Origin of the sequence: Methylobacterium sp. J-026 (assembly GCF_022829585.1) — a bacterium.
Taxonomy (GTDB): domain Bacteria; phylum Pseudomonadota; class Alphaproteobacteria; order Rhizobiales; family Beijerinckiaceae; genus Methylobacterium.
Genome location: NZ_JAKSYC010000305.1, coordinates 1 through 20,981, shown reverse-complemented (window position 1 = coordinate 20,981; position 20,981 = coordinate 1). Strand labels below are relative to the sequence as shown.

Below are 20,981 nucleotides of genomic sequence, written 5' to 3'. Positions count from 1 at the left end.
TTTCGATGATCCAGCGCCATATCCGCACGCCGATCATGCACCGCGTGGTGGAGCACGGCGGCGTTCTCTACTTCGGCGGTATCGTGGCCGAGGATCGATCGGCCGCGATGAAGGGCCAGACCGAACAGATCCTGGCGCGGATCGACGCGCTGCTCGCCGAGATGGGCAGCGACAGGACCAAGATCCTGACGGCCACGCTCTACATCACCGACATGGCGCTCAAGAACGAGATGAACGCGGCCTGGACCGCGTGGTTCGCGCCCGAGATCCTGCCGAGCCGCTCCACCATCGGCGTCGCCGAACTCGGCCCGCAGGTCCTGATCGAGGCGGTCATCACCGCGGCCCGCTGAGCCGTTTGGACGGGTTCATCGGACCTGCGATGGCCGGTCCCGGCCGCCCGGCCGCCGGGCCGGCGCCCCGGATCAGCGGCGGGAACGGCCCCGTCGCCGATCCGCCAGCCCGCCAAACCCAAGCGGGCGACGGGAAGACCTCCCCCGTCGCCCGATCGAAACGTCTTCAGCCGTCGCCGAGATGTAAGCCTTTGATTTCCGTGTGCTTCGCGGCGGATCAGCCACGGGGCGAAAGGCTGGCGGAGGGAGCGTCTGCCAAATCCGATCATCCGATCAGATCCGAGAGGGACCAAAATCGGCCGATTCGCTATTGCCGACCAAGAGGATAGCAGGGCTTCGACGCAGACGCGCTAGTCCGATACGATCCCGTAAGATCTACTTGCAGCTGATGCGCAATGTGGTACAAAATGTGGGGTGAGCGAGTTAGGCGGACCCGGCAATGGGTGGCAAGGGGCGGCATCCCGAAAAGGCACTGACGACCGTCCAGGTGCGGGCGCTGAAGAGCCCCGGCCGCTACGCCGACGGCCACGGCCTCTACCTCGTCGTCGACCCTTCGGGCGCCAAACGCTGGCTCCTGCGCATCGTCGTGCAGGGGCACCGACGCGACATCGGCCTGGGCGGCGCCGGCCTCGTCAGCCTCGCCGAGGCCCGGGAGAAGGCCCTCACCTATCGTAAGACCGCCCGCGACGGCGGTGACCCCCTGGCTGAGCGGGCGAAGGCGCGAGCGACCATCCCGACCTTCGCTGAGGCGGCCGAACTCGTCCATGCCGAGCACAAGGCGACGTGGAAGAACCCGAAGCACGCCGCGCAGTGGATCACCACCCTACGCACCTACGCCAACCCGCACCTCGGCGCGAAGCGCGTCGACCTGATCGAGACCCCCGACGTGCTGCGGGCACTCTCGCCGATCTGGCTGACGAAGGGGGAGACGGCCCGGCGGGTGCGCCAGCGGATCGGGACGGTGCTGGACTGGGCGAAGGCGGCCGGTCACCGCAGCGGCGATAATCCGGTCGATGGTGTCGTGAAAGGCTTGCCGAAGCAGAGCGAGCATCAGGGGCACCATGCGGCCCAGCCTTATGCCGAGGTTCCAGCCTTTGTTGCCCGGTTGCGGGCCATGTCCGGACAGGGCGAAGTCGGTCGCATAGCCTTCGAATTCCTGATCCTCACGGCTGCTCGAACCAGCGAGGTCTTGGGCGCCAACTGGTCTGAGATCAATAAGGCAGAGGCGCTATGGACTGTCCCGGCGGCGCGGATGAAGGCCGGGCGGGAGCACCGGGTGCCGCTGAGCGAACGGGCGCGCGAGGTCTTAGCCCGAGCACGGGAGTTGGGAGGCGGCAGCGCGTTGGTGTTCCCTGGGCGCGCGGGCGACCGGCCGCTGTCAAACATGGTATTTTTGATGGCGTTGCGACGGATGGGGGCATCGATCACCGCCCACGGCTTCCGGTCGTCGTTCCGGGATTGGGCAGCCGAGGCAACCAACCTCCCGCGGGAGGTGGCCGAGATGGCGCTGGCCCACACGATCGAAAACCGCGTTGAAGCCGCCTACCGGCGCGGTGACCTGCTTGAGAAGCGACGCGAGCTGATGGAACTATGGGGGTCTTTCTGCGACGCGGAATACTTGAATGCCTCTTGAACCGCCCAGGTCCGTTTACGCGTACATCGGCAGCAATCCAGGCCCAGGAATCTTTGACGACGAAAGAGTAAGGCAATGTACTAAACTCGCATATCGTTCGATCTGCAAATTTTTGCGCTCGCCGCCACCCGGTCAGGTTGGCACGGATTGGCGAAATGTAAAGACGACGCTACGCCCAGCATTGCTAGAGATAGTCCGGCATTATTGGGCGGACTGGGATTATGACCATCGTCTCGATCGTGCAAAGATCCGAGCCGACGTCAAGGCGTTCAGGAAAGCAGCTGCATCGATGCTTTGTGCGCTACGAGCGTTCGAGCTAGATGCGCGACAGACGATCAATCATCAAGCCGTCCCACATCTGCGTCGGAGAGGAGACAATGAAGAAGATGCCCTCTTGCAACTGCGAGATATGACCCTGCTTGTGGGTCGGGCATCACTTCCAATCGCCCGGGAGCCAAACGTAAGAGTTGGTAGAACTAGTCTCAGGAATGCCTGCCACCGATCGAGCGATTTGTGGAAAGAGTTATTCGATGGAAAGTTCTCAAGGAACTTTGTTATTCTACCGAAAAAGAGCGATAAATCAAGTAATATTCATCTGCAAGACTTCGTAAAGCGGGAACATCAGTTTGTACATTTAATTGCATATTGTCTAGACAGTCAAACGACAGCTAACCAGGTGAGGAGCGCCTTGAGCGCCGTCGCTGAGCGGCGCCCAAAAAAATAGGATTTCCTCTGACAAGTTTGTTCTATGACAAATTTGCTTGCGAGACCGTGCTTCTGATTATTTATGGACACTCCACGGATAACCGAGGAGATCCAATGAATTACAATACTGATTTGCCGCAGTCAGGTTTTGTCACGCCAAAGTGGGTGCAGCGTCGATATTCGATTTCCAATTCGACGATGTACCTCTGGTTGGACCTCAAGTGGCTGCCCCCGCTTCACCCGATAGGGAGGCGCGCCAAGCGATTCCGCGTCGAAGAGTTGCGTGAGTTCGAGCAGCGCCGCACGCAGGGAGGCGCTCAATGAGCGTCCCTCACTCGCACCAAAACGTCCGCGTCCTTCACTCGCCGGACGATGTAAAGTCCGAAAAAATCGGACTTCAGCTTCTGCATGTAAACGATCAAACGGCAAAGGTGTGCACACCGCTTGAATTCTACGCTCAAGTTGGGGCGCAGCGCGGTGGAAATGTCGTCGATTGTCTCACAGCGAGCAGTGCGGCCCACCTGAATATGGAGGCGTCGCATCACGAGCTTGGTCGCGCGCTGCTTTTCATCGGCTGGGAACTCACCAAGCGGGTCGTCGAAAATGACAGTGAATGGAAGAATATCTCTGAATTGTCGAGGTGGAAACACCGGCACATCAAGCCCACACTGAACGATGACGAAGGATCTCGGAGTCACTTTATTGCGAATTTTATGTTTTCGAATGGGAGCAGGCGTGGCGATGATCTTGCGGCTAAAAAGGGACGGGCCGTCGAATACCTAATTCGAAAGAATCGCACGGAACAAGAAGTGTTGGCTCAGCTAGTTCAGCCCGGTGGCATCGATCGCATCTACAAGATGGCCGTGACGGAATATCCTCGATCAGCTCGGCGGCGGAGAAGTGACGGAAAGACAGCGAGACCGATGCGGATAGTCGCCGTGTGCAGAAAATCTAGCAACGCAAGACGTAGTTTGTCTGACGATCAGAACATAGCGCAGCCGATCCAACTGAATGCACTGGACAGCGATCCCTTCGATTTGATCGATCCTATCGTATTTGCTCCCGGCGTGAATGAGCGTGCTGCATTTCTTGAGATGAATAGGGGCGACAAGCTTCTTGTGATGATCGAATGCACTGAACGCGACGGGGATCGTGTGGAGCTAGGCGCGAGCATCATTCGTCCCGTCTGCGAAGCAGAGTGATGCTGTGATCACCTCTAACGCGAGGGGGGGGCGACCTCCCTCGCGCGCTAATACCCCACCCGATTGAAGTCCCTACGACTAAAGAGGCAGAAACTATCATGACTAAGTACAGCACGTCTAGACAGCAGCCTAATCGTCATGGCTACCGCACTGCTTCCTCCAAGAGAAAATCTGCGAGTCGGCCGCGGTCGAGCAAGGTCGCGCGGGTAACTTCGGCCTCCGCCTTCGCCGAGTCCTCTTCTGAGGGATCATTTGATAGCCTCGCGCGCGCGGCGATGACCTACGCGAAGCGCGGCTTTCCCGTTCTTCCGCTCCACGCGATCCGTAACAAGGTCTGCACCTGTTCGGAGGGCGCCGCCTGCAAGCGACCGGGGAAGCACCCAATACTCGCGGGTGGCTACAAAGTAGCAACGATCAACGAGAATGAGGTCAGGCAGATCTGGTGCGATAATCCTGACGCCAACATAGGTATCGCCATGGGTCAGGCTTCTGGGCTCGTCGCGATCGATGTCGATCCTCGCAACGGCGGGGGAGCCACCTTCCGGCAGCTCAGTGCCGAGCTAGGCCGACTTCCGCGTACGGTTCGCATGCGAACCGGAGGTGGCGGGAGCCATCGTGTCTACCGTTGCCCGGATACCCCTACGAAAACGAAACACGGGGCTGCCGGCATCGACTTCCAGGCGGACGGGTCGTTCATTGTGGTCCCGCCAAGCCTGCACGCCTCGGGCCGCCGTTACCGCTACCGAGAGGGACGCGATCCGCTCTCGATAGACGTAGCACCCCTCCCGAGGGCGTGGCTCGACCGCCTACAGGGCGGCACATCATCCGAACCGGAGCCAGAGACTAGCGCATCAGAACGCTTGATTCCCGAGGGCGAGCGCAACACCCGCCTCACCAAGCAGGCCGGCGCAATCCGCCGCGCAGGGGCGTCTGAGGCAGGGCTGCTGGCCGCCCTCAAGGCCGAGAACGCCGCATGCTGCCGGCCGCCGCTCGACGACCAAGAGATCGCTGGGATCGTAGCCAGCGTGCTGCGGTACCCGGTCGGGCCGATGGACGGCGACCAGGCTGAGGCTGTCATGCAAGCAGTCCTCGACCAGCACTTTGCCGGCGGCGCTCACCTGCTCCGGGCCTTCGACGGGCGCTTCTGGTGGTACGATGGCCGATGTTGGGCACCCCTGAGTGAGAAAGTGCTCGAGGGCCGCATTCTCACGACGATCCAAGGACTCCCCCTTCGTCCGAAGGGGCAAACCGCGCCGCTGATTGGCCAGGTTGTCAGGCTGATTGGGGCGAAGGTCGCGGCGGATGGTGACGTGCTGCGGTTCATGGCCCCCCCTCTGCCGGTCATCAATTGCCGCAACGGCGAGCTCTGGATCAAGGACAATGGGCGGCCCGAGCTTCGCCCTCATCGAGCCGACTCTTTCCTGAGGCACTGTCTCGATGTTGACTATGACCCGCTGGCGGTCAGCGCCGACTACGACGACGCGATCAAGGGGATCTTCGCCAAGGCGAGTGACCCGGCCGCGATGGTGCGGCTATGGCACGAACTCATGGGCTATATGCTGCAACCCGGGCGGCCGATCCCCCTCATTACGCTGGGCTGGGGTGGCGGTAATAACGGCAAGACTAAGCTTGTCGAGACGTTCGTGCGGTTAGTCGGACGCGAGTTGATTGTGGCCATGCCGATCGGGGACATCGACAAGAGCCGGTTCACCGGTGGCAACCTTCTTGGCAAGCTCGCGATCATCGACGACGACGTGAAGGCTGGCACCCGTTTACCCGACGGGCAACTGAAGCGCCTGAGCGAGGAGAAGACGATCACGGGCGAGAACAAATTCGGGCCGCCGTTCACCTTCACGGTGCGGACTGCCATTCTGATGCTCTTCAACCCCCCGCCCACGCTCGCCGACCTCTCGCACGGCATGCAACGGCGCCTGATCGTGGTGCCTTTCGCTCGGAAGTTCTCTGATCAAGAGGCCAACTCGAAGCTATTCCCGCAGATCTGGGCCGAGGAGATGCCGGGCGTGCTCAACCGCTACCTCGACGGGCTGCGGCAGGTGATACGTCGGGGCTGGCGTTTCGAACCGCCCGCGGACTCCCTGGATGCCAAGGCGGAGCTGCTGAAGGCCGCCAATCCCGTCCCGGCCTTCCTGGCCGAGCGATGCGAGGAGGCCGGGAGCGCCTACGTCCAGGCGCTGTACAAAGCCTACCGGGACTGGGCCCATGCGGCCGGGATCACGATCGCTCAGCAGCGCCTCGGGTTCCAGCGCAACCTTGAGAGCCTCGGCTACAAGGTCGGGCGCGGCAATCAGGGGCCGAAGATCCAGGGGCTGCGTCTGCGTTCCTGACCCCCTCGTTCCGCCGGCCAAGCCATGTTGTTTGTGTTTTTGGTCGGCGGTGACGAAAGTGAAGCTTCAGCCATCAACCCATGACATGACTAGCTATTACACCAAATTATCAAACAAAAAATTTACTCGGCTGTTAAAAATTACTATCACTTTCATCACTACGGACTGAGATCATCGAGAATGGGGTTGGCCGCCTATTTTGGGATTGTGACCAAGAAAAATAACCCCTGTTACGGAGGCGGTTTCAAAGATCGCGGCCTCAAGCGAGCTGACGTAGGATCTCCGCCAATCGGCGCATTGGCAACATGGCTGATAACGAGGAACTCGCCGTCGCCTATGATTAGCCCACGCTTGTCAGCGAATGAGCGCCGCCCCAAGCCCCGATCGACGCAGATGCGGGGCTTCCGTCATGCTTATGGCGCAACCCGAGTTCTCGTAGGAGTTCGACCCCGATTGTGACCGACCGGCTTGCCCCTAATCTGATGCCGGGGTCGACAACAGCGGCATTTCCGAGCCCCGCATCCGCGTCGATCGGGGCTTGGGGCGGCAGATCGAATTTTGCTGCACCACCCTGACCTGAGGCATGACATTAGGTTTCGAGCACTTTCCTAGTCGAGGTGCTTGGCCTCCAGGGACTTCTCAATCTGGTACCCGATGCGCTTGCTCAGCATCTCTGCCGTCCCTCACCCTGAGGCCGGGACCGAGGAGGTCGTGACGATTAGGTCCTTTGTCGACTTGACGGCCGTGCGAGCGCGGGAGGACGGTCCGGGTAAGGTTCGAAATGAACCGCGTCCGGGAGGACCCAAGATGCCAACCACACGTCGCGAAGTGTTGGGCGCGGGCGCATCCCTCGCGTTGGGTGCCCTACCAACAATCTCCACCGCCCAGATCGTCGGTCGCGGGGCGAGCGCGCAGCCGGACTGGGACGCAGGTGAGGTCGACCACCTCCTACCGACGAGCAGCCACGACCGCATCCTGATCAAGGCATCCTTCCGCCAGTCCCTCGATGGCACCCCGGCAATGCTGGTCGGCGATCGGCGCATCCCCGGTCAGCGCACTGACACCCGCGGCGCCTTCTGGCAGTTCCAGGCCGACGACCTAAGGCCAGGCACCGAGCACCAGCTCGCGCTGATCGGCGGGGATGGCCGGGCCTTGTGCCAGCCTTGGACCCTCACCACGATGCCAGCACCTGACGACCGGCCCGAAAAGCTGCGGCTGCTGGTCTATTCCTGCGCCGGCGGCCATGACCTGTTCGCGAAGGCCGGCACCGGCTTCGAGTTCCTATCGGCTGCGGTCCGTCAGCGCCTCCTGCGTCGCGGCTTGTCGTTCGCCCCCGACGCGCTGATCGCCAACGGCGACCACGTCTACTGGGACCTGCTCGCCCCCCGCGCCGCGCCCAAGCTCGGCGCCAACCCGGCCGCGCTCGCCTATGCCCGGTTCGACCGGTCGGCCCCACTCCTCGGCGGCGGCAACGAGGCCGCGTTGCTCAAGGCCGCCGGCGAGCAGATCACGCCGCTCTACGGCACGCTGTGCCGCTCGACGCCTGTGTTTTTCCTGCAGGATGATCACGACCACTTCGACAACGACGAGGCGACCGACGCCGCCGTCACTTTCCCACCCGACACCTTTATGCTGGAGGCCGCCCGGGCCACGCAGCGGCTGTGGTATCCCGAGTTCCTACCCGATCCGAACCGACCCGCCGGGTTGCCCGGTGCCGACCGACCCGACCGACCGTCCTCGCGACCATCGGGTTTATCCGAGAGCTTCGGGACACTACGCTATGGGCGATTGGCCGAGGTCCTACTCTACGACGTGCGTCGCACCTTGACGCTGGCCGGTCCGACGGCGGTGTTCGTGGCGCCCGAGGTCGAGGGTTGGCTGAAGGCCCGCGCGGCGGCCCGAGAAGTCTCGCACGTGGTCAGCGTGCCCTCGAACCCGCCGGGCTGGAGCGCGGGGAAGTGGGGTGAGTGGTATCCCGATCTTTTGGGGCCGGACGGGAAGCTGTCGGTGGCCAAGCCCAAGCCCTACTGGCAATCCGGCTGGCTAGCCCAACACGACCGGCTGATGCAGTCGCTGGCCGCGATGCCCGAGCGGATCCCGCTGGTGGTGAGCGGCGACCTGCACGCGATCGGCGAGGGCAACATGCGGCGCAGCGGCCAGCTTGATTTCTCGGCCAAGCCGGTCGTCGCGGTCCTGCCTGGCCCGCTCGGCACGAGCACGGGCGGCTGGCCTTCGGAGTTCCGCGGGGTCGGGGCGCTACCTCCGAACCACCTCGACATGGAGGAAACCCTAAAACCGATCGAAGAGAACGGCTTCATGATCATGGACTTCACGCCCGAGACGGTCACCTTGCGCTACTTCAAATGGAATCCGAAAACGGATCCGATCGAGGCGATCGATACGCTGCAGCCGTTTAAGACGACCGAACTGCGCCGCGCGTGATTGCTGTTCCTCTCGGAATATGAGCGGGCTGGGGGCTTCACCTGGCGGCTGACCACCGACCAGCATCCTACTGCGCTTCGATAATATGGAGCGGCTTGATCGAACTTCTGAGAAGAGTGGAAATCGGAGGTTAGCCCAACACTTAGAAGCGGACCTTCGGCTTTGCGCCCATTGCTGCCGTACAACTGGCCCGACTTGCAGCCCGATAGCTGCCATAGTGATGATGTAGACACTCATCGATTGGGATTGGCAGCGCGTGGTACGTCTCAACGAAATTCGAGCCGGTGAAATTGCCGTCGCGGAGCCCCAGCAATTCGATGCCGGGCTGATCTACATCGGTCGTGTTCATACGCCTTGGACAGACCGCCTCGCTTGCCCGCGACAGGGACGCTCGGATGGCCCCCTCTGCCGAATAGAGCTTTTCGAGCCGTGGGTTGCTGCCCTGGACGGGCTTGAGGCCTACGCTCGAATCGAAGTGCTGTATTGGCTCGACGCCTCCCGTCGCGACCTCGTGCGCCAGAGCCCAGCCGACGATGGGACGACACGTGGCACTTTCGCTCTGCGCTCGCCTGTTCGGCCGAACCCCATCGGGACATCGGTCGCCACGCTCATCGGCATCGCGGGTAACATCCTGACCGTCAGGGGCCTCGATTGCCTGGACGGGACACCGCTCCTTGACCTTAAGCCAGATCGGTCCCTCTTCACACCGATCGCCCCGCCGCAGCATGGCGATTTCCAAACCGACGACTGACGTCTTGGCCGCAGGCACGAAATGCGTTTGCCAGGGATGATCCGAACAGCTGATCGGTTATATCCATATGGATATAGCGCCGTTTAAGCCGTCCGGAGCCCTCCTTGACCGACTTCCTTCTCCCTTCGCCGATGCGTTTCCTCCGACACGCGGCACTCCTCGGATGCCTAACCCTAGGCATGACGAGCGGCGCCTGGGCGGAACCCGTGCGGGTCTACGCGGCCGGCAGCCTTGTCGCCGCGCTCAAGGACGTGATCGCCGCCTCGGGCCTGCCCGCGGAGGCGGTAGCCGCGCCGACCTTCGGGCCGGCCGGCCTGCTACGCCAGCGAATCGAGGCTGGCGAGAAGGTGGACCTCTACTTGTCGGCCGATTTCGCCGGCCCACGCCGCCTCGCCGCTGCGGGCAAAGCCCAAAACGTCGTGCCGTTCGCCCGCAACAGGTTGTGTGTGTACGCCCGCGCTGACCTCGGCCTGACGTCCGACAACCTCCTCGACCGCCTTCTCAATCCCGACCTACGGCTCGCGACTTCGACACCCGGCGCCGATCCCGGCGGCGACTACGCCTTCGCTGTGTTCGACCGGGCTGATGCCGAACATCCCGGCGCCAAAGCCGTGCTGGAGAAGAAGGCGTTGAAACTGCTCGGCTCGCCCAACACGATGGTGCCTGTCGCGGGCCGTAGCCCCGCCGCTACGGTCTTCCTCGGAAACAACGCCGATGCGCTGCTTTACTACTGCAGTGGCCAAAGCGGTACGATGAAGGAGGCGCCTGGCCTCAGCCTCGTGCAACTCCCACCCAGCCTGTCGGTGCCGGCGACCTACGCCATGGCGCTGATCTCCGACAACCCGGACGCGGCGCGTCTCGCCCTGTTCCTCGTCTCCGAGAAGGGGCAGGCGATCCTCGCCCGCCACGAACTCAGGCCGATCAGCGGGCCGTGAGGCAGTCGGGACAGGCAGCCGACGCGGCTACTCCGCCGGGTGCAGATCGAGCTTGATCTGCGGGCTCGGCGCGCGGCCGATCTCGATCGTCACCGAGCCGGCGTCGAGTGCGAAACGCAAGCTCTTGCGGACCTCCGGGCAGCCGGCCTTACCGCTGATGCGCTCGGGCTTGAGCGTCGTGCGCCCATCCTGACTGACGTCGATCCAGGCATCCTCCGACAGCGTCAGTTGATAGGTGCCGGCGGATGGCACCGTGGCCGTGATGAAGCCAGCGAACGTCCCCGGCTTCGCGGTCCTTTCGGATTGAACCGGCAGTGTTACTTCTGCCGCCGGCTTCAATGACACCTGCGCGGCCCCCTTCCCGCCCGGCAGAGCCGATCCAGATGCGAGCTCGGCCAAGTCGGGTGACGTGAACGCAGCACGATCCCGCGCCACCGACCATGCGAAGCTCGCGCAGGCCGGTGGATCCTCAGCCGCCGCCGGACCGATGCAGCAGACCGCTAATGCGACGGTGAGAAGGACGCGGGATCCAGGCTTCATCAGTCGACGGCAACCATGACGTCGGACGCCTTGATCACGGCGTAGGCAGAACCGCCGACCGTGAGATTGAGACTGTCGACGGCCTCGTTGGTCACGGCGGCGGTGACGACCTGGCCCGGCATGATCTCGATCTTGACGTGCGCCGTGGTGGCGCCCTTCTCGATCGCGGTCACGGTGCCCTTGATGATGTTGCGTGCGCTGATCTTCACGGTGTCCGCCTTCCTGGCCCTTTTCGGGCTACTGGTTCTTGCCACCATCGATGACGCTGAAGCCCTGAGCCTCGAAGAACGGCTTGGCCGCAGCGCTACGGAGATAGTCCAGGAAGCGCTTCGCCCCGTCGCCCTTCGCGTCCGCGGTGACGGCGAACGGGTACACCACCGGGGGGTGGCTGTCCGCCGGAAACACCCCCACGACCTTCACGCCGGGATCCGATTTCGCATCGCTCTCGTAGACGACGCCGAGCGGCGCCTCGCCGCGCGAGACCAGAGCCAAGGCCGCTCGAACGTTGTCGCTCAGAGCCAAACGGGGTTGGATGCTCCCCCACAGGCCGAGCTTCTCGAAAGCGGTTTTCGCGTACTTGCCGATCGGCACCGAGTTGACCTCGCCGGTGGCCAGCCGTCCATCGTGGCCGAGCGCCTTGGCGAAGCCCTCCGGCGTGAAAGCGACCGTGCTTTCCTTGGCGTCGCGCGGCGCGATCAGGACGAGCCGGTTGCCGAGCAGGCTCACCCGCGTGTCCGGACGGATGAGGTTCTTCTTAGCGAGATAGTCCATCCATTCGAGGTCGGCTGAGGCGAACAGGTCGGCCGGCGCTCCAGCTTCGATCTGCCGGGCGAGCGCGGACGACGCCGCGTAGCTCGATCGGACATCAATCCCCGACTGCGCCCTGAACGCCTTGCCGGCATCATCGAGGGCATTCTTAAGGCTGGCTGCCGCAAACACCGTCGTGGTCTCGGCCGCTTGTGCCGCGCCTGCGGCGAGGAGCAGGGCGGCGATCAGGCTGGATCGGATCAGGCGGTGCATGCGGAGGCGGTTCCTGTTCAGGTGCGGGGATGGTGCGTCGACGATATGGTTCAAGCCGCCTTCGGCAGCGAGGCCATGTCGATGACGAAGCGGTACTTCACGTCGCTCTTCAACATGCGCGTGTAGGCCGTCTCGATCTGATCGATCGGGATCATCTCGATATCGGCGGTGATGCCGTGCTCGCCGCAGAAATCGAGCATCTCCTGGGTCTCCGCGATGCCACCGATCAGCGAGCCCGCGAAGTTGCGCCGGCGCCAGATCACGCTGAATACCTCCACCGGCAGCGGCTTCTCGGGGGCGCCGACTTGCACGAGCGTGCAGTCTCGCTTGAGCAGGGCGAGGTAGGCGTTGATGTCGTGCTCGGCCGCCACCGTGTCAACGATCAGGTCGAAGCTCTCGGCCTGCGCCGCCATGGCGTCGGGGTCCTTCGAGATCACGACCTCGTCCGCCCCGAGCCGCTTGGCGTCGGCCTCCTTGCCCGGCGAGGTGGTGAACAGGACGACACGGGCACCCATCGCGTGCGCGAGCTTCACGCCCATGTGGCCGAGGCCGCCTAGGCCGACGATGCCGACCTTCTTGCCGGGCCCGGCACCCCAGCGCTTGAGCGGCGAGTAGGTGGTAATGCCCGCGCACAGCAGCGGTGCGACGCCAGCGAGGTCGAGACCCTGCGGCACGCGCAGAACGAAGTGTCGCTCGACCATGATGTGGCTGGAGTAGCCGCCGAACGTGTTGGCACCGGTGCCCTGCTCGGGGCCATTGTAGGTCGCGGTGAAGCCGGGCTGGCAATACTGCTCCAGACCCTCCCGGCAGCTCTCGCATTCCCGGCAGGAGTCGACCATGCAGCCGACCGCGGCGAGGTCGCCCGCTTTCAGGTCCGATACCTCATCTCCGACACGGGTGACTCGCCCGACGATCTCGTGGCCGGGCACGCAGGGATAGAGGGTGTTTTGCCACTCGTTGCGGACCTGATGCAGATCCGAGTGGCAGACGCCGCAGTACAGGATCTCGATCTCGACGTCGGTGGGACCCGGCTCACGGCGCTCGAAGCGGAAGGGGGCGAGCGGTGTCTCGGCAGTCTGAGCGGCGTAGCCGGTGCACTGGAACATGCTCTCTCCTGATCGCGCGGGATCGACGGGCCTGGCGTTGAAGGCTCCCGAGGCCTCGTCCATCGAAGCGCTATATACGATCATACATAACCGCGGGTAGTGCTGGCCGGGACCCCGACATGCGTTCCGGAGGATGAAGACGTGCAGGCGACGAGCCCATTGAAGGGCGGTGGCGCCGCCCTGGTCGAGATCGGGACGGCGCTGGACCGGATGGCGGCTGTGTTACGTCCGGGGGGTACTGCGAGCGTCCTCCTCGACGACGCGCTCGGCCGTGTGGCGGCCGCCGACCTGCCCGCACGGCTCGACGCGCCGCCGTTCGCAGTCGCGGCGATGGACGGTTACGCCCTGCGCTGGATGGATACAGCGGCACCCTTGCAGTGTGTCGAGACCATCAAGGCCGGTGATCGCGCCCAGCTTCCGATCCTGCCCGGCACCTGCCACCGGATCTTCACCGGAGCGCCTGTACCACCGGGGGCCGATACCATCGTCGTCCAGGAACTCATCGCGGAGGTCGACGGGCGCGTCGTCGTCCTGCCGGGCGCCGAGCCGCATCGCCATATCCGGGCTGCAGGGAGCAACTTCAAGGCGGGACAGCCGGTCGTCTCGTCAGGACATCGGCTGAACGCGCGCGACATCGGGCTGCTGGCTGCGTCTGGATACTTGCACGCCCCCGTTCGTCAGCGGCCCCGTGTCGCCGTCCTTTCCACGGGCGACGAGCTGTCCGAGGCTCTGACGCCCGGCGGCGGTGCCCAGATCATCGACGCCAACCGGCCGGCCCTGCGAGTCCTGATCCGCGCTTGGGGCGGCGTCCCGCACGATCTTGGGATCGTTCGCGATGACCCGGATGCCCTCGCCCGCGTTCTCACGAGCCTGGATGCCGACCTTCTCGTTACGACGGGCGGCGCGTCCGTCGGCGCCTTCGACTTCGTAGGCCCGACGCTTGGACGGCTGCCTTTCGAGGCCGCCTTCCAAAAGGTCCGGATGCGACCGGGCAAGGCGACGTTGTTCGGAACCCTTGGATCACTCCCGATCCTCGGCCTGCCCGGCAATGCCTGCGCTGCGATGACCGCCGCGCTCGTGTTTCTCAGGCCTGCTCTGTCGTTGCTCAGCGGCGCTGGCCGCCGGAATACGGAGCATGAGCGGGCGATCCTCGCCGCCCCTATCGCGGCCGTTGGGCCACGTACGACCTTCCTGCGCGGTCGTCTCGACCGAGAGGCCTGCGGCAGCCTCCTCTTCACCGTCCTGCCCTCGCAGGACAACGCGATGCTGTCGGGCTTGGCGGCCGCCGACGCCGTGGCCGTAAGGCCGCCGGACGCGCCCGCGGCACAGACCGGCGACAGCGTCGAGATCATCCGGTTCGACACCGCCGCCGGCTTCTGATGATGCTGCCACCGACCCCTTGCGGATGCGGGGTCGGCAGACACCTTAGAGCGCGCCGAGGCGCGTCGTGATCGCCTTCGTCTCCAGGTAGTTCGACAGCACCGCCTGACCCATCTCACGGCCCCAGCCGGACTGCTTGTAGCCGCCGAACGGCAGCGCCGCGTCGAAGACGTGGTAGCAGTTTACCCATACCGTGCCCGCCCGAAGCCGGTGGGCGATCTGCTGGGCGCGGCCGGTATCCTTGCCCCAGACGCCGGCGGCGAGCCCGTAGACCGTGTTGTTGGCCTCGGCGATCAATGCGTCGTCGACCTCGTCGAAGGGCGTGGCGACCAGCACCGGCCCGAAGATCTCCTCGCGCACCACCTTCATGCCGGGGTTGGTGTCGGTCAGGATCGTCGGCGGGACGAAGTAGCCTTTGCCGGAGGGCACAGCATTGCCGCACGAGATCGCCGTCGCACCCTCGGTACGGCCGGCTTCGAGGAAGCCGTTCACCCGCTCGTACTGCACGGAGGAGACGAGCGGTCCCATCTCGGTGCCGTCGTCGAGCCCGTGGCCGAGCTTGATTTTGCCGGCCTCGGCCGCGATGCCCTCCACCACCTTGTCGAAGATCGAGCGATGCACGAACAGGCGCGAGCCGGCGTTGCAGCACTGGCCATGATTGAAGAAGATCGCCGCGTTGGCGCCCGGGATCGCCAGCGACAGGTCGGCATCGGGCAGGATGATGTTCGGCGACTTGCCGCCGAGCTCTAGCGACATGCGCTTCAGGTCACCAGCAGCCGCCTTGACGATCAGCTTGCCGACCTCGGTAGAGCCGGTGAACGCGACCTTGTTCACGTCCGGATGGCCGGCGAGCGCCGCGCCCGCGGTCTCACCGAAGCCTGCGATGATGTTGACGACGCCGTCCGGTAGTCCGGCCTCCTGCATGAGCTCGCCGAGGCGCAGCGCCGAGAGGGGCGTCTCCTCTGCGATTTTCAGGACGACCGTGCAGCCAGTGGTAAGCGCAGGCGCCAGCTTCCAAGCCGCCATCAGCAGGGGGAAGTTCCACGGGATGATCTGGCCGACGACGCCAATCGGCTCCGGCCGCGTCACCGAGAAGAAATCCAAGCCTGGCGCTGCGAGCGCCGAGATCGGGATCGACTTGCCCTCGATCTTGGTGGCCCAGCCGGACATGTAGTGGAACATGTCGGCCGAGAGAGTGACGTCCGCAGCCTTAGCGTCCGCCTTGGGCTTGCCGTTGTCGATGGCCTCCAGCGCGGCCAACTCGTCGGCATGCTCCAGGATTAGGTCGCCGATCCGGTGCAGCAGGCGGCCGCGGGCGGAGGGCGTCATCCTCGACCAGGGGCCGCTCTCGAAGGCCCGGCGGGCCGCCTTCACGGCGGCATCGACATCGGCCTTGTCACCCTCGGCGACCTTGGCGATGACCTCGCCGGTCGCGGGATCGGTGACGTCGAAGGTCTTGCCGGACTGGGCGGGTACCCACTTGCCGTCGATGAGAAGCGTACGGTCCTTAGATAACCAGTCGCGGATCGCGGGCGGGATGGTCGGCGAGAGGGCCGGAATGTCGGCACGGACGTTCATGGCTCGTTATCTCCCTGTTACCATCGCATATCGGGGCAGAGGCCAGCCATGAGTCTCGGACGGCATGCATCCACGCGATGTATCCAACAGGATATAGCGAATGAACGCACGAGCAACCGTGCTCGCGCATAGGAGCGGCGCGCGCAGATGGCCGTGACGCGGTGGAACCGAGGGATGCGGTAATGGCCCGGTTGAGCATTCGGATCGACTTGGCGCCCGACATCCGTATCGGACCGGGCAAGGTGCAGCTCCTAGAGATGGTGGCGGAGCACGGCTCGATTTCGGCGGCCGGACGAGCCCTTGGCATGTCATATCGACGGGCGTGGATGCTGATCGAGGAGATGAACTCCGGCTTCGGCCAGCCCGTGGTAGAGTCGCAGATCGGCGGGAAAGCTGGCGGGGGCGCGCGGCTGTCTGCCCTCGGGACAGATCTCGTCGCCCACTACCGTGCCATTGAGCAGGCAGCCGAGCGGGTGGCGTCACCCTTCCTGGCGCGGATCGCCCCGGCCGTGCGCAGGGAGACCTGACAGGCGGATCCGGACCGGAACTGTCTCTTTCCCGTCGAGCCGCCCCAAGGCTGGCCAAGCCCCCGAGTTGATCGGTATATTTCTCCGACTATAACGTGCACGCAGTCTGGATAGCCCGGTGTGCGCTCGGATGGTCGTCGATCGCACCGGGCAGCCCCCGCCGGAAGGAGGGCCATATGCCGCTCGTGACGCGGGTATCGGGCGAGGCGAGCTCGGACGGCAGACGTGTGCGCCTGCAGATCGTCGTCGACGATGACGAGGTGAACGAGATCGTCCTCGCCCGCGACGACGTGCAGCCCATCGTCGCGCTGCTGATTACCCTGGGCCGCCAAGCTCTGAGCCTGAGTGGATCGGATCAGGAGCCTTGCGTCACGACGACCCGGCCGTTTCCTGTTGATCTGATAACACTGGGCGGGGACGGGCGCGGTGATCCGGTCCTCGTCTTTAACGTCGGGGCCACGGCGTTAGCCTTCAACTTCGCGCACGATCAGCTCGCAGAAATTGGACGTACGCTTCTGACCGCCAGTGCCCGGCCGACCGAGCCTTGCAACTAACCCCGGACGGACTCGCCCGCATATCGTGACGCGGGTCCCCCTTTGCAGACCTGACAAGTTTAGGCAGAGTGCTATATACGAATGAATATAGCGCTCTGGGAGACGCTGGTGCCTCCATTCGCTCACCTCGACGGTCCTGCACTGCGGACCCTCTCGTCGGCCGGGCACCCGCCGTTCGTGCCGCCTCAAGTCGCCGATCCCGCGGACAAGCCGCGTGACCGCATCTGGGAACTGGCTGAGACCCTGCACTGCTCGATCGTCGGTACCTGCCTGACCAATGCCGAGGCCCGCGCGATCCTTGCCAAGCTCGGTCGGCCGGACGCACGAACCATCACCGAGCACCGATTGCACGGCGAGATCGTCCAGATCGCTGGGAGGAAGGACGGTGGTGGTCGGCTGCTACAAAAGGCACTGGACCGGCGTCACGCGCGGGATATCGACCGCTTTGCCGAGGCCCGTACGGCCGAGGCCGTGCGAGCGCTTTGGAAAGCCTCTGTCGAGCGTGGCGAGATCCCGGGCGCCTACTGGGCAGCGATTACGCATCCGGCGACCGATTGGGCTCTGGTGCAGGACGTCTTTGGCGAGGTGCACATGCTCTCGCATCTCGTTGGGCAGTCGAACCGAGCCGACATCTGCCGCCTGCGCCAGCTGGAAGCCGATCTGGCCGAGCGAGACGAGCGAATTGCCGCCCTGGAACGCCGTGCTCTCGATCTGATGGAGCAGCGCGACGGCTTGAACATGCGCCAACGTACCATTGAGGCAGAGCAGGCGCTTTCCCGAGTTGCTGCCGCGCGGCCATTGGAAGCTGATGTCACGGCTATAAAGGCGCTGACCGCGCAACTGCAGCGCGAGCGCGCCCACGCGGACGCCCTCGAAGAGAGGGTTGCCGTGCTGATGCACGCAGCGGGCAAGCTAAGTGCCGACTTGCAGGCGGAGGCTGAGCGTCGTCGGGCGGTCGAGTCGGAGCTGGGCGCGGTCGAGGCCATCTTGGCTGCAGCTGACGAACCTACCGGCACCGGGACATCGTCCAGCTTCGCGGATATGGACGCCCCCCTGGCGGGCCGGATTCTACTCTACGTCGGAGGGCGTCCGCGCCAGGTGGCACGGCTGCGCCAATTCGCTGAGGCGCGCGGCGGGCGGCTCCTGAGCCACGACGGCGGCATCGAAGACAGCATGGCGTTGCTGCCTGGCCTCGTCAGCCGCAGCGAGCTGGTGCTGTTCCCGGTCGAATGCGTCAGCCACGAGGCGACGGGGGTGTTGAAGCGAGTCTGCGAAACGAGTGGCAGGCCGTTCAGGCCAGTGCGCAGCGCCAGCCTTGCGAGCTTCGTCCACGCGGTCGGGAACGCCGAGCCTCACGCCGACCGCTTCTAAGGCTTGGGCTCGCTTGCGGCTTACCTAGCCGCGGATGCAAGCGGTCGCGCGTCAGCACCCGCGAGCGATGCTTGTGAGCAGGCGCCGCCGCCATCTGATTGCAGCACCGTCCCGACGTCAGGCCGCCTCCATCGTCGTCGCGTCGGCTTCGGCCCGCATCCACACGGCCGTGTCGTGGAAGACCGCGCCCCCCGACGGGAGAGCAGCCTCGTCCGAGGTCAGCACGTTTATGCCGTGCTCCGGCACCTCGAAGGCGTCGGCGGGCCAGATGCTCTCCACCACCACGGTGCCCGGCCGCTGTCCCGGCATATGACGGGCGTGCAGGACCACCTCGCCACGATCGTTACCGAGGCGGGTGAGCGCCCCGTCAGCAATTCCGAAGCGCAGGCCATCCTCCGGGGCGATCAGCACCTGCGGGCGCCCCTCGCGCTTGCGGGCGTTCGGCGTCTCCGTGAAGGTCGAGTTCAGGAACTGCCGGGCCGGGGCGGTGACGAGGCGCAGGGGGCGATCGCCGGTCGCCCCGTCGATCAGCGGCAGCCAATCCGGCAGCGGGGACAGCCGGCCCTCCGTATCCCCCAGCGCCCGCCAATCGGCCCGAAAGCGGAACCGGCAGTCTGGATGGGCGAACCCATCGAGGAAGTGGGCGGATCGGAACGGCAACTGGACGTCCAGCCAACGCCGCTCCGCCAGCTCGGCGGCGGACGGATAGCCGGAGGCGCGCAGCGTGGCATCCGCCAGCTCCAGGGCAGTCATCGCGAAGGTCGGGTGGTCGAGGCCGAAACGCCGCGCCAATGTGCACACGAGGTCGTGGTTGGAGATCGCCTCGCCGGGCGGGTCGATCGCCGCCAGTCCGATCTGGATGTGGCTATGGCCCATCGCTTGGTAGATGTCGTCGTGCTCTAGGAACATCGTCGCCGGTAGCACGATGTCCGCGTAGCGGGCCGTCTCGGTCATGAACTGCTCGTGCACGACGGTGAACAGGTCCTCGCGCATCAGCCCCCCGCGGACCCGGTTGCTGTCTGGACAGACTGAGGCGGGATTGCCGCTCTGCACAAGCAGAGCATAGATGCCGGGGCCGCCGTGCAGCGCATCCGCATCGCCGGCCAGGACGCTGGCGATGCGGCTCATGTCGAGTTCCCGGATCGCGGGGTCCCGGAGCGACGTGCCCTCGATCAGCGACTTGTCCCAGGCGAAGATGCCCTTGTTGGTGAACAGCGCGCCGCCGCCCTCGTACCGCCACTTGCCGGTGACGGTGGGCAGACATGTCACCGCGTGCATCGCCGCGGCGCCCCCCCGCCCGCGGGTGAAGCCGTAGCCGCAGCGGATATAGGCCCGGGGCGTACCGTTGTAGAGCGCCGCGAACGCCTCGATCTCCGCGACGGTCAACCCGGTGATCTCGGCCGCCCAGGCGGGCCCACGCGTCGTCAGATGCGCTTCGAGCGCCTCAGGATCGTCGGCGTAGTCCGCCATGTAGGCTCGGTCGGCATGGCCGTCCCGGAAGGCGCAGTGCATCACCGCGCAGGCGAGCGCCGCGTCTGTCCCGGGCCGGACGGCGAGATGAAGGTCAGCCGCCGCCGCGGTGCCGGTGCGGTACGGGTCGATCACGACGAGCTTCGCGCCGCGCTCCTTTCGGGCGCGGGTGACGTGGGTCATGACGTTCACCTGCGTGGACACCGGGTTGGTACCCCAGAGCACGTTCAGATCAGCGACCGCCATCTCCCGGCTGTCCGAGCCCGAGATTCGGCCGCAGCCCGCGGTCCAGCCGGCACCGGCGATCATGGAGCAGATCGTCCCCTTGCGGCCGGACCAGCGCAGGGCGTGACGCAGCCGGAAGATGCCGTCGCGCTGTACGAGGCCCATCGTACCCCCGGAGCTGTAGGCCCAGGCGGCCTCGCTGCCGTAGCGTTCGGTCGCCGCGCCGAAGCCAGCCACGACGCGGTCGAGCGCCTCGTCCCAGCCAATCCGGCGGAACGTCCCGCTGCCTTTCCCGCCGCTGCGCAGGAGCGGGTAGAGCACGCGGTCCGGATGGTGGATCCGCTCGGCGTAGCGGGCAACCTTGTTGCAGATCACCCCGCCCGTGTACGGGTTGTCGGCCCCGCGCACCGCTCCGATCCGCGCCTCATCCAGAATCTCGACGTCCAGCGCGCAAGTGCTGGGGCAGTCATGCGGGCAGACAGAGGAGCGGATCTCGGACATCAGCGCGACTCTTGCTCAGGCAGCGCGGACGACCGTAGCCGTGCTGCGCGGGGATGGCGAGTGGGAGCAGTTCCCGTGCCTGCCGGGCGCCATGCGTACAGCGACGGAGCCCATGTCTGCTGTTGCTGCTGATCCTCTCCGAAGCAGGCCAGCTGCTTTCGGCCAGTTTCGGTCGCGTTGGCCAGCGCCTCTGAACGGCTGGGTTGGGTGGGAAACGGCCCGTCCGCTTTCGGGCGGCACATGGGCCGAAGCCGACATGCCGTCCCAACCCTTTCTCACATCACAGGCTTGCCGAGTGGATCGAAGAACTGCCTGGGCTTGCCACCATCATGGCCAAACCGGTGAG

At 65.0% G+C, this 20,981-nt stretch carries 18 protein-coding genes and 1 pseudogene; 13 read left to right on the top strand and 6 right to left on the bottom strand.

All coding sequences use genetic code 11. From position 1 onward, the window contains the following. Positions 1–5 precede the first annotated feature (5 nt). The 9 genes and pseudogenes from MKK69_RS25915 (at position 6) to MKK69_RS25880 (ending at position 10,363) form a co-directional block, all read left to right on the top strand. Positions 6–350 (top strand): RidA family protein, encoded by a 345-nt coding sequence (locus tag MKK69_RS25915; protein ID WP_243972722.1) that lies wholly within the window; start codon positions 6–8, stop codon positions 348–350. A 439-nt stretch (positions 351–789) separates the two neighbouring features. Further along, positions 790–1,983 carry a tyrosine-type recombinase/integrase gene (locus MKK69_RS25910; protein WP_243972720.1) on the top strand — a complete coding sequence of 398 codons (1,194 nt, stop codon included), beginning with the start codon at positions 790–792 and terminating at the stop codon, positions 1,981–1,983. A gap of 819 nt (positions 1,984–2,802) precedes the next feature. Next, entirely contained in the window at positions 2,803–3,012 is a 210-nt protein-coding gene (locus tag MKK69_RS25905) for a helix-turn-helix transcriptional regulator (protein WP_243972718.1), read from the top strand. Next, the gene (locus tag MKK69_RS25900) at positions 3,009–3,890 is read left to right on the top strand and encodes a hypothetical protein (protein WP_243972716.1); all 882 of its coding nucleotides are present in this window, start codon (positions 3,009–3,011) and stop codon (positions 3,888–3,890) included. Before MKK69_RS25905 ends, MKK69_RS25900 begins: the two co-directional genes overlap by 4 nt. 98 nt (positions 3,891–3,988) lie before the next feature. After that, positions 3,989–4,669: pseudogene (locus tag MKK69_RS31435) on the top strand (bifunctional DNA primase/polymerase); the annotation flags it as partial. A gap of 81 nt (positions 4,670–4,750) precedes the next feature. Next, positions 4,751–6,235 (top strand): phage/plasmid primase, P4 family, encoded by a 1,485-nt coding sequence (locus tag MKK69_RS25895; protein WP_243972714.1) that lies wholly within the window; start codon positions 4,751–4,753, stop codon positions 6,233–6,235. Between the two features lie 807 nt (positions 6,236–7,042). Continuing rightward, positions 7,043–8,677, top strand: a complete 1,635-nt coding sequence (locus MKK69_RS25890; RefSeq protein WP_243972712.1) for a hypothetical protein — start codon at positions 7,043–7,045, stop codon at positions 8,675–8,677. Positions 8,678–8,933: 256 nt separating this feature from the next. After that, entirely contained in the window at positions 8,934–9,428 is a 495-nt protein-coding gene (gene tsaA / locus MKK69_RS25885) for a tRNA (N6-threonylcarbamoyladenosine(37)-N6)-methyltransferase TrmO (protein WP_243972710.1), read from the top strand. Positions 9,429–9,607: 179 nt separating this feature from the next. Further along, a complete protein-coding gene (locus MKK69_RS25880) occupies positions 9,608–10,363 on the top strand; it encodes a substrate-binding domain-containing protein (protein WP_243972708.1) in 756 nt (251 codons plus the stop codon). Positions 10,364–10,390: 27 nt separating this feature from the next. On the opposite strand, the gene MKK69_RS25875 is transcribed toward MKK69_RS25880, so the two are convergent. From MKK69_RS25875 to MKK69_RS25860, 4 genes are all read right to left on the bottom strand, one after another. Further along, a complete protein-coding gene (locus tag MKK69_RS25875) occupies positions 10,391–10,762 on the bottom strand; it encodes a hypothetical protein (RefSeq protein WP_243972707.1) in 372 nt (123 codons plus the stop codon). 140 nt (positions 10,763–10,902) lie between these two features. After that, complete coding sequence (locus MKK69_RS25870; protein WP_243972705.1) at positions 10,903–11,112, bottom strand: molybdopterin-binding protein; 210 nt, start codon at positions 11,110–11,112, stop codon at positions 10,903–10,905. A gap of 28 nt (positions 11,113–11,140) precedes the next feature. Continuing rightward, a complete protein-coding gene (gene modA, locus MKK69_RS25865; RefSeq protein WP_243972703.1) occupies positions 11,141–11,923 on the bottom strand; it encodes a molybdate ABC transporter substrate-binding protein in 783 nt (260 codons plus the stop codon). 50 nt (positions 11,924–11,973) lie between these two features. Continuing rightward, a complete protein-coding gene (locus MKK69_RS25860; protein ID WP_243972701.1) occupies positions 11,974–13,029 on the bottom strand; it encodes an NAD(P)-dependent alcohol dehydrogenase in 1,056 nt (351 codons plus the stop codon). A 141-nt stretch (positions 13,030–13,170) separates the two neighbouring features. Here MKK69_RS25860 and glp point away from each other — a divergent pair, with 141 nt between their 5' ends. Beyond that, positions 13,171–14,409 (top strand): gephyrin-like molybdotransferase Glp, encoded by a 1,239-nt coding sequence (gene glp / locus MKK69_RS25855; protein ID WP_243972699.1) that lies wholly within the window; start codon positions 13,171–13,173, stop codon positions 14,407–14,409. 45 nt (positions 14,410–14,454) lie between these two features. Here glp and MKK69_RS25850 read toward each other — a convergent pair whose 3' ends face one another. Continuing rightward, positions 14,455–15,987 (bottom strand): aldehyde dehydrogenase family protein, encoded by a 1,533-nt coding sequence (locus MKK69_RS25850; protein ID WP_243972697.1) that lies wholly within the window; start codon positions 15,985–15,987, stop codon positions 14,455–14,457. 182 nt (positions 15,988–16,169) lie between these two features. On the opposite strand from MKK69_RS25850, the gene MKK69_RS25845 reads away from it, so the two are divergent. From MKK69_RS25845 to MKK69_RS25835, 3 genes are all read left to right on the top strand, one after another. Beyond that, positions 16,170–16,514, top strand: a complete 345-nt coding sequence (locus MKK69_RS25845; protein WP_243972695.1) for a winged helix-turn-helix domain-containing protein — start codon at positions 16,170–16,172, stop codon at positions 16,512–16,514. 176 nt (positions 16,515–16,690) lie between these two features. Next, entirely contained in the window at positions 16,691–17,068 is a 378-nt protein-coding gene (locus MKK69_RS25840; protein WP_243972694.1) for a hypothetical protein, read from the top strand. A 108-nt stretch (positions 17,069–17,176) separates the two neighbouring features. Further along, positions 17,177–18,439, top strand: coding sequence for a DUF2325 domain-containing protein (locus MKK69_RS25835; protein WP_243972693.1), 1,263 nt, complete (start codon positions 17,177–17,179; stop codon positions 18,437–18,439). A gap of 117 nt (positions 18,440–18,556) precedes the next feature. On the opposite strand, the gene MKK69_RS25830 is transcribed toward MKK69_RS25835, so the two are convergent. Continuing rightward, positions 18,557–20,635 carry a molybdopterin-dependent oxidoreductase gene (locus tag MKK69_RS25830; RefSeq protein ID WP_243972692.1) on the bottom strand — a complete coding sequence of 693 codons (2,079 nt, stop codon included), beginning with the start codon at positions 20,633–20,635 and terminating at the stop codon, positions 18,557–18,559. Positions 20,636–20,981 lie beyond the last annotated feature (346 nt).

Excerpts from the sequence above, each read along its gene's own strand:
- MKK69_RS25860 (WP_243972701.1), bottom strand. The coding sequence starts at position 13,029 with ATGTTCCAGTGCACCGGCTACGCCGCTCAGACTGCCGAGACACCGCTC.
- MKK69_RS25850 (WP_243972697.1), bottom strand. The coding sequence starts at position 15,987 with ATGAACGTCCGTGCCGACATTCCGGCCCTCTCGCCGACCATCCCGCCC.
- MKK69_RS25915 (WP_243972722.1), top strand. The coding sequence starts at position 6 with ATGATCCAGCGCCATATCCGCACGCCGATCATGCACCGCGTGGTGGAG.
- MKK69_RS25900 (WP_243972716.1), top strand. The coding sequence starts at position 3,009 with ATGAGCGTCCCTCACTCGCACCAAAACGTCCGCGTCCTTCACTCGCCG.
- MKK69_RS25845 (WP_243972695.1), top strand. The coding sequence starts at position 16,170 with ATGGCCCGGTTGAGCATTCGGATCGACTTGGCGCCCGACATCCGTATC.
- MKK69_RS25910 (WP_243972720.1), top strand. The coding sequence starts at position 790 with ATGGGTGGCAAGGGGCGGCATCCCGAAAAGGCACTGACGACCGTCCAG.
- modA (WP_243972703.1), bottom strand. The coding sequence starts at position 11,923 with ATGCACCGCCTGATCCGATCCAGCCTGATCGCCGCCCTGCTCCTCGCC.
- MKK69_RS25830 (WP_243972692.1), bottom strand. The coding sequence starts at position 20,635 with ATGTCCGAGATCCGCTCCTCTGTCTGCCCGCATGACTGCCCCAGCACT.
- MKK69_RS25880 (WP_243972708.1), top strand. The coding sequence starts at position 9,608 with ATGACGAGCGGCGCCTGGGCGGAACCCGTGCGGGTCTACGCGGCCGGC.
- MKK69_RS25840 (WP_243972694.1), top strand. The coding sequence starts at position 16,691 with ATGCCGCTCGTGACGCGGGTATCGGGCGAGGCGAGCTCGGACGGCAGA.
- MKK69_RS25905 (WP_243972718.1), top strand. The coding sequence starts at position 2,803 with ATGAATTACAATACTGATTTGCCGCAGTCAGGTTTTGTCACGCCAAAG.
- MKK69_RS25890 (WP_243972712.1), top strand. The coding sequence starts at position 7,043 with ATGCCAACCACACGTCGCGAAGTGTTGGGCGCGGGCGCATCCCTCGCG.